The 10,840-nt window shown below is 33.6% G+C and carries 8 protein-coding genes; 1 reads left to right on the top strand and 7 read right to left on the bottom strand.

From position 1 onward, the window contains the following. Positions 1-11: 11 nt before the first annotated feature. The 5 genes from NMK29_RS22265 to atpD form a co-directional block, all read right to left on the bottom strand. Complete coding sequence (locus tag NMK29_RS22265) at positions 12-1,013, bottom strand: hypothetical protein (RefSeq protein ID WP_108804818.1); 1,002 nt, start codon at positions 1,011-1,013, stop codon at positions 12-14. Between the two features lie 152 nt (positions 1,014-1,165). Then, complete coding sequence (locus NMK29_RS22260) at positions 1,166-2,023, bottom strand: alpha/beta hydrolase (protein ID WP_108804817.1); 858 nt, start codon at positions 2,021-2,023, stop codon at positions 1,166-1,168. A 130-nt stretch (positions 2,024-2,153) separates the two neighbouring features. Further along, complete coding sequence (locus NMK29_RS22255) at positions 2,154-2,546, bottom strand: LytTR family DNA-binding domain-containing protein (protein WP_159092316.1); 393 nt, start codon at positions 2,544-2,546, stop codon at positions 2,154-2,156. 496 nt (positions 2,547-3,042) lie between these two features. Next, entirely contained in the window at positions 3,043-3,318 is a 276-nt protein-coding gene (locus NMK29_RS22250; RefSeq protein WP_027394768.1) for a F0F1 ATP synthase subunit epsilon, read from the bottom strand. Between the two features lie 94 nt (positions 3,319-3,412). Beyond that, positions 3,413-4,921, bottom strand: a complete 1,509-nt coding sequence (gene atpD / locus NMK29_RS22245) for a F0F1 ATP synthase subunit beta (RefSeq protein WP_091406909.1) — start codon at positions 4,919-4,921, stop codon at positions 3,413-3,415. Positions 4,922-5,185: 264 nt separating this feature from the next. Here atpD and NMK29_RS22240 point away from each other — a divergent pair, with 264 nt between their 5' ends. After that, complete coding sequence (locus NMK29_RS22240) at positions 5,186-6,460, top strand: sterol desaturase family protein (protein WP_108804815.1); 1,275 nt, start codon at positions 5,186-5,188, stop codon at positions 6,458-6,460. A gap of 57 nt (positions 6,461-6,517) precedes the next feature. Here NMK29_RS22240 and NMK29_RS22235 read toward each other — a convergent pair whose 3' ends face one another. After that, positions 6,518-8,026: a G-D-S-L family lipolytic protein gene (locus NMK29_RS22235; RefSeq protein WP_108804814.1), complete on the bottom strand. Its 1,509-nt coding sequence runs from the start codon at positions 8,024-8,026 to the stop codon at positions 6,518-6,520. Positions 8,027-8,057: 31 nt separating this feature from the next. Further along, a complete protein-coding gene (locus NMK29_RS22230; RefSeq protein ID WP_108804813.1) occupies positions 8,058-10,823 on the bottom strand; it encodes a TonB-dependent receptor domain-containing protein in 2,766 nt (921 codons plus the stop codon). Positions 10,824-10,840: the final 17 nt, after the last annotated feature.

Here is a 10,840-nt window from a genome sequence, read left to right as displayed (position 1 = left end):
ACTATTTTTGATTATTCTATCCCCAAGTATGGATTGTAGATATAAGTTTTACTAAAACTTCCTAATCCATTAAAATATTCATCCACTAAATGCGCAGGATAATATGCAATACCTCCTGCTAATAAACCTTGATTGCCTCCGTCATTTTTATCATCCCAATTCCAAGGTGCATTGGCACTTCCATTACCATAGGATTTCTGAAATGATTTAGCATTACTAAAAAGATTAGTATTAAAACGCTGATCCCACATACCTCCATTTTCAAATATATTAACTAATTTATATTTTACGTTTCTATCATAAATATCGGATGGGTATTCGCTAGTAGTTTTACTTGGAAAATATACTACATAATCGCTTCCTCCTGGTTGTTGTTTTGCGTGCGCTTTGATACCATGACCTTTTGCCTCGGCAGAAGTTTTAAAACGATTAATTCCGTTATGATTTTGTGTAGTTAAAGTACCATCTATATCTTCATTTCCATTAATCAAACCAGAATTAGATGCCATATAAGAATAAAAATCGGAGTGAAATACCGTTACAGCTCCAATCGCTTTACCATAAGTAGAATTATCTTTTTTAACTATAGTAAGCACTCCTTCCAGATCATTTTCATGCTCATCAAGCCTGTATAAAAACCATATATCAGTCCAATCTCTTGGGTGAAAAAAGGCATATGTAATAAAGTAATGCGTACTTGTTTCTACCACAGAGTAATATCCCACAGCGTTTCCTTTTCTGGAAGTATTGGCAATATTATCCCAATTATTTTTAGCATTAAGATCACCATCGAAATCATAGCGAGTAATATAATCTGCTTTTCCACTTAAACCATGAGAACCTGTGCGATCTACATCTTGATAATGTACCGGAGCGTGCTGATAAGCTAGATCCAAATAGAAACTAGAATTTTTACTTTCTGGTAATTTCTCGTCAAAAAGGTAGATATCCTCATTTGATTCACATCCACAAAAGACTGTAATTAAAACTAAAAGTGCAAGAATTTTTTTCATGTTTTGGTAATTTAAAAGTTAGTTAAGCACTAAAATTAATATTGCTGTTCTTAGCTTGGTTTAGCTCAACTTTAAGACTTTATGAAACTAACATTGATCAAAAGTTATGAATGTTATCATTCTTTAAAAATTACTTAACAATGAAAAATTAATTAATCTATTATATCTATAAACTTTTGAACATATTGTTCTTCATAATCGAATATTCCTCTAATATGTTTTCCTTGTATTTTCCAAAACTCTGTGTTGGCTTTATCTGAAGCTTCATAAAGTTTCTTCCCTAGTTCATAAGGAACCTGTTCATCCGCATCACTATGGATAATAACTATTGGCTTACTTATCTTTTTTATTTCTTTTTCGGCAGGAAAATCATTATTCATTAATAATGGTATCATCCATTTAAAGTTTTCTAAGTTTATTGCTTTGGCATATACTTTTCCTATATCAGGAAACGAATTAAACGTACCCTCTACAATTACTCCAGCTATTTTATCACTGCGCTCTGCCGCATTCATTATAGCAAATGATCCTCCCAATGATTGCCCCCAAATCACTATTGGTTTTTCTGTCATATTCTCATCAACTATGATCTTATCAAATACATATAAAGCATCTTCTTCAAGCGTTAATGAATTATCAGCCACACCAGTAGATCTTCCAAAATCCCTACGTTCGAAACTAAATACTTGAAATCCTTTTTTCGTTAAAATCTCATAATACTTTTGAGATGCCATTAAATGCATACCCTTACCAGAATAATGAATAATAGTAGCTATTGGATCTTGAGTCTTCGGTTTAAAAAGAACTCCATGTAATTGAGTATTCTGATCAATTTCAAAATAGTACTCTGAATAATTCATAGATGTTTCAAAATTTTCATATTCTAATCCATTGGTGTGATAAACCATTGCATCAGTATATCTAGAAAATCTGATGTATAGTGTACTCCCAACTATTAAGAGAATTGTTGCTGCGATAATTATCTTTACCGCTTTAATAAATGTCTTCATTTGTAATATTTCTAATCGTTTAATGATTCAAATAAACGTGCTATACTACACACAAAAAAAAGAATGTGATGATTACATACTTTCTGTGGTAGAGAAATATTTTTTGTGGTGAAATTTTACTTTTCTGGGGTCAATTCGTATGAGATTTTACCTCATCAAAATAAGTTTTAGATACAGGAATGACTTCTTCTATATTATCCAAACGCACTTTACCATTCTGCGCATTACCTTCTAATGAAGAAATATAACGAGGATTAATAATATATGATCTGTGTACTCTAATCATACTTTCTAATTGATCAAATACCGAAGAAAGTGTGTTACGCATTACTTTCTTCTTTATCTCTTGTCCTTCTTCGTAATAAATATTTACGTAATTATCTTCTGACTTAACATAAATAACTTTTGCTAATATCACCAAAAAAGATTCCTTTTTCAAAGAACTCTTTAGTAACACTTTTCTATTATAACTTAAATCAGTTTTTTCTATACTCTCAATTGTTTTTCCGTAGTAGTTTCTCAAAAAGAATGATACTATGGATAAAATTATTCCAAAACCAAGAAATATAAATCGAAACCACTTAATGAAAAAATCAAAATTGATAAAGTTTGATCTTTTATTTATAGATAGTTCAGTATAAAAAAACGAAATAGTAATTGCAATCGAAACGTAGAGAAAACAAAACACAAATTCTTCCCTCCATCTCCACCTTTTAAAATTCGAGTAGTAGTATCTCGATAAAAAATAAAGAGAAAGATATACTATAAACGAAATAATTCCATAGCCTATAAAATAAAGTTCCTTATAAGGGTGATTAAAGTTATTTGCTCCAAAAGGTTGCAAAAAAATAAGTATAAAAACTACTGCGAAACTCAAAATGGTCGCAATCTTTACATGATTTGCAAGAGAAGTAGAATATGGAAAAGACTTATTAAAAAGCATAAAAAAATCCCTGTTAATATATAACAGGGATTAAATATAATAATCTTTAGAATTGTATTAACTAATAAAAATACATTTAGTCAGCTAAAACGATTACTTTGTTATCTTTCATTTCGATAGTTCCAGAATTAATAGAAAGAAGTGTAACTCCATTTTCTTTAGAAAACTTCTCTGCTACTTCTTCTTCTAGATTCATATCTCCATACACTTTTACATTTCCTTTTCCTAATAAAGAAACGATTGGTGCGTGATTATCCAACATCTGAAATTCTCCGTTCACACCTGGCACAGCAACAGAAGTTACCTCACCACTAAATAAAACTGCTTCTGGAGTTACTATTTCTAAATACATATTTTATAAGTATTGAGTATTGAGTAATTAGTATTAAGTACATAAGGAGATAAAATCACTCTCACTACTTCAGTACTAACTTCTCTATACTAATTTATGCTTCAGCTAACATTTTCTCACCAGCTTCGATAGCTTCTTCGATTGTCCCTTTAAGGTTAAACGCTGCTTCTGGTAAGTGATCTAATTCACCGTCCATAATCATCGTAAATGCCTTAATAGTATCTTTAATATCTACTAAACATCCTGGGATACCTGTAAACTGCTCTGCTACGTGGAATGGCTGAGATAAGAAACGTTGTACACGACGTGCACGTCCTACCGCTAATTTATCTTCTTCAGATAATTCTTCCATACCAAGGATAGCAATAATATCTTGTAATTCTTTATAACGCTGTAAAAGCTCTTTTACTCTTTGTGCACAATTATAGTGCTCATCACCTAATATATCAGCTGTAAGAATTCTTGATGTAGAATCTAATGGATCTACCGCTGGGTAAATACCAAGCTCAGCAATCTTACGAGATAATACTGTTGTTGCATCTAAGTGAGCAAATGTTGTTGCTGGTGCTGGATCCGTTAAATCATCTGCAGGTACATAAACTGCCTGTACAGATGTAATAGATCCTTTCTTAGTAGAAGTAATACGCTCCTGCATCACACCCATCTCTGTAGCTAGTGTTGGCTGATATCCTACCGCTGATGGCATACGCCCTAGAAGTGCTGATACCTCAGAACCTGCTTGTGTAAAACGGAAGATATTATCTACGAAGAAAAGTACATCTTTTCCTTGTCCATCTCCAGCTCCATCACGGAAATATTCTGCAATCGTAAGACCAGAAAGTGCAACACGAGCACGTGCTCCTGGTGGCTCATTCATCTGTCCGAATACGAAAGTAGCTTTAGATTCTTTCATTACTTCTTTATCAACCTTAGAAAGATCCCATCCTCCTTCTTCCATAGAATGCATAAAGTCATCACCATATTTGATAATACCAGACTCTAACATCTCACGAAGTAAATCATTTCCTTCACGAGTTCTTTCTCCTACTCCAGCGAATACAGAAAGACCACCGTGACCTTTTGCTATATTGTTAATCAACTCCTGAATCAATACTGTTTTACCTACTCCGGCACCTCCAAATAATCCAATCTTACCTCCTTTTGCATAAGGCTCGATAAGATCAATTACTTTAATACCTGTAAATAGAACTTCTGTAGAAGTTGATAAATCTTCAAATTTTGGTGCTTGACGGTGAATAGAAAGACCATTATCTCCTGTTTTAGGAAGATCTCCTAGACCATCAATTGCGTCACCAATTACATTAAATAGACGTCCGTATACATCTCCTCCGATAGGCATCTGAATTGGAGCTCCTGTTCCAACAGCTTCCATTCCTCTGCTTAATCCATCACTGGAATCCATCGCAATAGTACGAACAGTATCTTCACCAATGTGAGACTGAATCTCTAACACCAACTTGGTACCGTCTACTTTATTAATTTCTAACGAATCGTAAATTTTTGGTAATTCAGTACCGGCAGCGAATGCTACGTCTATAACCGGACCTACAATTTGTGATACTTTACCCGTAACTTGAGACATTATATAACTATTTAATGTTTAGTATTTAACTATTTAAAAAGACCCTTTTTCCGAATGTATCGAATACGACCTTTTTTCAGGCTGCAAATATAGGCTTTTAAAATGAATAAAATAGCCTCTTTTATTTTGTTTTTTCAATGTTGAAATCTAAAGTTTAGATAGCATCTAAAAAGTATTGATTTTAGTACCGTTTTATTTGATTTTAAAATCATAAAATTGTAATTTTCCTACAAACATAAAGTCTTTTTCTAATTTTTTTAAACTATGGAAACATATGCCGAAGCGTTAACTTATGCTATTCCTGGTTTCATAGTTCTAATTTTTATAGAGTATTTAGTCGGAAGATGGAAAGGAGTTAAGGTAAACCAATCTATGGACACCATTTCTAGTATTAGTTCTGGTATTACGGATAGTTTAAGGAGCTTAACAGGTCTAGCTGTAATTATCATTAGTTATGATTGGATGGTAGATCATATCGCATTAATTAAGATCGAATCTTCTCTTTTAGTCTACATCTTAACATTTATGGGGTTAGATTTTGTAGGGTATTGGTCTCACCGTTTTAATCACACTATAAATCTATTTTGGAATAGACACATTATACATCATAGTAGTGAAGAATTTAACTTGGCATGCGCACTTCGTCAAAGTATTTCTGCTATTGTTTCTATTTATTTCTTTCTCTATATACCTTTGGCATTATTAGGCATCCCTGCAAGTGTTGTAGCCCTTGTAGCTCCTATACATTTATTCGCACAATTTTGGTATCATACTCGCTTAATAAATAAAATGGGTGTTTTAGAACATATTATTGTTACCCCATCACATCATAGAGTTCACCACGCAATAAATGATGAGTATCTTGACAAGAATTATTCTCAAATCTTTATTTTTTGGGATAAGATTTTTGGTACATTTCAAAAAGAGATTCCTGAAAAGCCACCTGTATATGGCGTTAAAAAACAAGTAAATACCTGGAACCCGTTTCTAATTAATTTCATACATGTTTGGGGGATATTTAAAGATGCCTGGAGAACTAAAAACACTTTTGATAAAATTAGAATATGGTATATGCCAACTGGATGGAGACCAGAAGATGTTAAAGAAAAATATCCTATCGAAGTCATTACTGACCCTTATACAAGAGAAAAGTATCAACCAGAAAGCTCGTTATCATTAAAAATATGGTCTTGGATGCAATTAATAATTACCATAGCGCTACTATATTACTTATTGATAAGCTTTGGTGATCTTAACTTTATAGAAATTATAAACTACGCAATCTTTTTAGTTACTTCTATATTCGCATATACTTCTTTAATGGATAGAAACATTATTTCTATTTATGTTGAATTTATAAAACTTAGCCTTGGGGTATATTTCATTACTAAAGAAGACACTTGGTTTGGAATAGATGAGATACTGTCAGGAATGACAACTATAATATTCATATACATCATCTCATCTTTTATAATATCAATTTACTTTCAGTTTATTGAAAGAAGATATGTTACTAGAACAGGTAAACCTACTATATAAAGAAGCCAATAAAGAAAAATTTTTCTTTATTGGCTTTCCATTTAAAACATTTAAGTGCTATTGTAACATTGGCGAATAAAATGTAGGATAATCTACCGCTTTTACCATTGGCAAATTAGAACCATAGGTTGTATTAATAGCTTTCATAGTTTCATTAGCTATAAATGCATATCCACGCGCAGTAGGATGCACTCCATCTAATGAGAACAATCCTCCGAACACTAAATTACCTTGTAATAAAAATTCATCAAAGGTAGTTCCCCCATCAGAAGCAGCAACTAACAAAGCATTTGCGTCCACAAATGCCAATCCCGCTTGTTGTGCCGCAGCAGAAATTGTAGCATTAAATGCTGCAGTAGCTGTAGCAATTTCTGCTTGCTCCTCTGGTGTCAATACCCATTTATCAGCCAAAGGAATAGCCACACCGTTTACAGTTTGTGGATTTCCAGGGATAGCTTCTGTACCAATGAAACTACTAGACGGCAGTACTAAAAGATCTTCAGCCGTGGCTTGTCTTATACTAACTAGTGCATTATTAATAATTGTTAAATCAGTTAAATCTTCATCTAAAATCACAACTGCATTCCCTTCTCCTTCGTTAAAAGTTATTTTTCTTCTAGCAATTTCGGCTGTAGCTAATTCTAATGAAGTCATATCGGCAGTAGCCGGAAAAAGAGCCCCTAAAGTCATTGGGTTAGCTGTTAAAAAAGCCAATGCGGCATCTAGCCCACCATTATATGCACCATAGGCGCTAGCACTATTTAAAAAGCCTGCAGTAGCTGCATCTAAAGGAACAGGATTATGGGGTACTGTAGTAAAGTGAGCAATAGAGGTTACGTCAGGAATATTCGCTATGACACCTTTTGCTCCACCAGAAGTTAAAGATGCTACCAATGCATTATATGCTCCATTAAATGTTGCCGTATCTGTTATAGGATCTGTACCATCTCCTCCAGTTAACGCATATCCTAGCACATCATTATTACCAATCCATAATGAGAAAAAAGTTGGATTCTGTGCCATAGCATCTTCAATTACTGAAGCATTTGGATCAGTAGCCATTCGTACAAAATAAGGATTCGCAAGATTAGGCAATCCAGCAATATTACCGTACCCATTCGCTAATAAATGAAAACTTTTAGCCCCTGGAATACCCATATTATTAAAAGGACCTGATAAAATCGAAGAAATTTCTGTAGTAGGAGTAGCAGGTAACGTTGCTGGGCCTGCACCATTAAAAAATAATCTTGGACCTAATATTTGATTTCCTCCCAATAATGCTCCACCGATATTATCACTCATTAACGGTTGTGTAAATGTACCGCCACCTACTAATGCAAATTGTTGTGCCAAGATATTAGGCATAGAATTTTCTTGGGCTTCAATAAATAAAGCTCCATCGGTAAAACCTGCTGTCAAGGAGTTTCCTAGTGCTACATATGTAGAAAAATCTGCAGTACCAGAAGTAATCACCACTTCTTCTTCTACGGAAGAATCATCATCTGATTCACAAGCTATAATCCCAAAAACCATTAGAATTAATAGCCATTTATATTGAATATTCATATCTATATTTCTTAAAATCGTTTATATTATTTTATAAATTATTTATGGATACACCTATGTAATATTGAGACCCAATAAATCCAGTACCAAAAGCAGTAAAGTACTCATCTCCTAAGATATTGGTAGCACCTCCTTTTATTGTTGCTTTTAATTTAGGAATAGTATAATTAATTTGTGCATTCACAACATTAAAAGAAGGAACATCCCCGTCACCAAACGAAGCTTCCCAGAAATAAGAATCACTCCAAGTCCAACTAGTATTAAATCCAAAGTTTTTAAATAATCGAGTATTTCCAAAAGACGCCTTCACTTTATGTTCTGGGGTATTAAAATTTGTTCTAAAATCAGGATCTTCATTTTCATCAAAATCTTGTTTTGTAAAAGTATAATTAACACCTATATCAAAATTGCCGAATACTTTAGTATCAACACCAATAGTCCCTCCAAATGACTTAATATCTACATCAGAATTTGTATACGCCTGATACACCTCTGTATCACCATTTTGTAATGCTGCAAGCGATAGTGTTCCGTCACCTACCTCTCCATAAAGAGGAACTAGCACATTCTCCGTAGAAATAAAATCAGTATAAAGATTATAATAACCACTCAAATCAATCACAAACTTCTCAATCTTAGCGCGATACCCAAGTTCTACAGCAATAACTTTTTCTGGTTCTACTAAATCAACATTTGAAACTGTAGGACTACCTGCTAGCACAGAATTTAAGGAAAATGAATTTTCATACGCTTGTCTTCCAACCACATCTGCAGTACTACTTCCAGTTAGTAATTGACCATCTCCGCTTAGGTCAAAAGTTCTAACATCTCGATCCAAATTTTCCGAAGCAGATCCTACAAGAATTGCTCTACCTACATTAAGACCAATAAATAGATCCTGTGTTGTAGGATTTCTAAAACCAGTTTGTGCTGATAAACGAATATTATGATTTCTGTCAGCTCCAGCAGTATAACCTAAAGATAATCTTGGAGAAAAATTTCCATCGAATAGCTCCGACTTATCATATCTTATTGATCCTGTTATTTTTAATCTATCATCAATTAACTTCTTTTGAATCTGTGTATAAACTCCAAATTCTGAATAACGAATTGGACCATCAAAATCCGTAAATATAGTACCTGCAGAATTCAATTTATACTCTCTAAATGATCCCCCAACCTGAATATCAGCAAAGTTTTTTGTAATATGACTAAAATTATAGTTAACATCCACATGTCTTAATTGACTCTCATCCTGAAACTTAGACCCTGTCGCAAGATCAGGATCTGTAGTTACTGTATTAAAAGCATTTTCAAATTCTGGTGTACCTGGAAGTAATCTTCCTGTGTCTGCTGTTTGTCTAGCTATTAAATGTGCTTGTTCTGGCAACTGACCAGCAAGAGTTGCCTGAGCAAACGCCCCAGCATATTCTCCAAACCAGGTTAAATCATCTTTCCATAGTCTATTTATATTAATCCCTGTAAATCTGGAATCATATGAATCTCCGGCATCTTCATCCGTAATATAACCTCTTATAAAAAAATTGTCATTTTTGATTTCTAATTTATGTTGTTGCAAGAAAAAATTACGAATAGAATACCTATTTGCCCCTTGATAAATTGTTGTTCCCCGACCAACTTTTCCTAAATAAATAATTTCGAAATCATCTGCAAAAGGACGATAATGTAAAGCCGCATCAAACTTGATACTTTCTGCGTTGTAATTATTTAGATCACTTTCTAAATAACCAGTTCTACTTACTTCTTCGTTAGGTAATAAATTCTCTGCTCCAGCTGGCAATACTCCAAGATTTACTAAAGCCACACCAACTCCTCTGATGTTAGTACTTACTTCATCTCCATAAACATTAAGCCCATCATAATTAGGATCTAATCTAGTACCTGTAATATTATCATCTGACACACTTACTTCACTTGTCGCAAACCAATCCGTCCCTCTTAAATAAGAGAAGTTAGCTTTTGCGGCAAACTTATCCGAAAATGCGTGTGCAATCCTAATTCCATAGTCGTAATATTCATTATCCCCAGAAGCATCTTGAGAAGTAATACCTCCTTTAAAATATGCACTTATTCCCTGATGATCAAAAGGGTTTTTACTGGTCATGAACAATATTCCATTAAAAGCATTCGCTCCATATAATGCTGAAGATGCCCCAGGAAGTAATTCTATACTATTTACATCCAATTCTGTCATCCCCAACAAATTACCAAGAACAAAATTTAATGCAGGAGCAGAATTATCCATTCCATCTACCAACTGAACAAATCTAGTATTAGCAAAATCCGCAAATCCTCTAGTATTTACAGATTTAAACGTTAAACTATTAGTATTAATATCAACACCTTTCAAACTCTCTAAACCATCATAAAAATCTGCTGCCGGAGTAGTCTTTATTTTCTTAATTCCAAAACGTTCTACGCTCACTGGAGATTCAAAAACCCTCTCTGGTGTTCTAGACGCAGAGATAATCACCTCATCTAATTCAGTTCCTTCCTTTAAAGTAACTGTTAAATCATTTGAGCTAGATGTAATACTTACATTAGTAGACTCAAAACCAACACTACTTACTATAATAGTAAAGGGAGGGGTTTCCTCCAGTGTTAATGTAAATAATCCATCAAAATCGGTAACAGTCCCCACAGAAGCTCCTTGTAAAGCTATGTTTGCCCCTGGAATTGGTTGATTATTATCATCAACCACCTTTCCACTAATTGTTGTTTGTGCAGTAGAAATAACACCCAGAAAAAGCATTATTACTAACGTAATTGTCCTCATATCCTAAATTAGTTTTT

The sequence above is a fragment of the Aquimarina sp. Aq107 genome (assembly GCF_943733665.1).
Classification (GTDB): Bacteria; Bacteroidota; Bacteroidia; order Flavobacteriales; family Flavobacteriaceae; genus Aquimarina.
Note: the sequence above shows the minus strand (reverse complement) of the source record. Positions and strands in the feature narration are given on the sequence as shown.

Excerpts from the sequence above, each read along its gene's own strand:
- NMK29_RS22265 (WP_108804818.1), bottom strand. The coding sequence starts at position 1,013 with ATGAAAAAAATTCTTGCACTTTTAGTTTTAATTACAGTCTTTTGTGGA.
- NMK29_RS22260 (WP_108804817.1), bottom strand. The coding sequence starts at position 2,023 with ATGAAGACATTTATTAAAGCGGTAAAGATAATTATCGCAGCAACAATT.
- NMK29_RS22250 (WP_027394768.1), bottom strand. The coding sequence starts at position 3,318 with ATGTATTTAGAAATAGTAACTCCAGAAGCAGTTTTATTTAGTGGTGAG.
- atpD (WP_091406909.1), bottom strand. The coding sequence starts at position 4,921 with ATGTCTCAAGTTACGGGTAAAGTATCACAAATTGTAGGTCCGGTTATA.
- NMK29_RS22240 (WP_108804815.1), top strand. The coding sequence starts at position 5,186 with ATGGAAACATATGCCGAAGCGTTAACTTATGCTATTCCTGGTTTCATA.
- NMK29_RS22235 (WP_108804814.1), bottom strand. The coding sequence starts at position 8,026 with ATGAATATTCAATATAAATGGCTATTAATTCTAATGGTTTTTGGGATT.
- NMK29_RS22230 (WP_108804813.1), bottom strand. The coding sequence starts at position 10,823 with ATGAGGACAATTACGTTAGTAATAATGCTTTTTCTGGGTGTTATTTCT.